Source organism: Rhizobium leguminosarum, assembly GCF_010668065.1.
Classification (GTDB): Bacteria; Pseudomonadota; Alphaproteobacteria; order Rhizobiales; family Rhizobiaceae; genus Rhizobium; species Rhizobium leguminosarum_S.
The window spans coordinates 1-415 of sequence record NZ_WUEN01000045.1; the positions used below are offsets into that span (position 1 = coordinate 1).

Sequence of the window (415 nt, forward strand, 5' to 3'; positions counted from 1 at the left end):
GCTAATAAGATTTAATTCTTTAGTCCATCCCTTTGATGATTCTGATATTGAACCTAGCTCTTTTTCTATTTCAAATTTAATATCTGCCATAAATTCTTTTCCCCTTGCTTTCTCTTTAATCATGTTTTAAGTTTAATATTATCATCATTGTATAGCTATTTAATAAAATACCATAAAACTATTTATTAGCTTCATCGTATATTTTTTCAGCTAAATAATGAATCATATAGTTTTGAAGGTTTCCATTAGTTAATATTTCTTTTACTAACCTATCATTTCTATTCTTGGATTTAATTATCCCTCTTTCAATATGTGATTTAGCAAAAGTTTTTACCAAAGCTTCATAGCTATTTGCCTTGGCTATATCCATTACTTGCGTATCATTTTTAAACATTTCTTCATATTGATCTGTTAT

At 26.0% G+C, this 415-nt stretch carries 1 protein-coding gene; it reads right to left on the reverse strand.

The features are described 5' to 3' along the window. Positions 1–178 precede the first annotated feature (178 nt). The coding region (locus tag GR198_RS35210) for a hypothetical protein (protein WP_164070489.1) at positions 179–415 on the reverse strand (237 nt) is incomplete at its 5' end.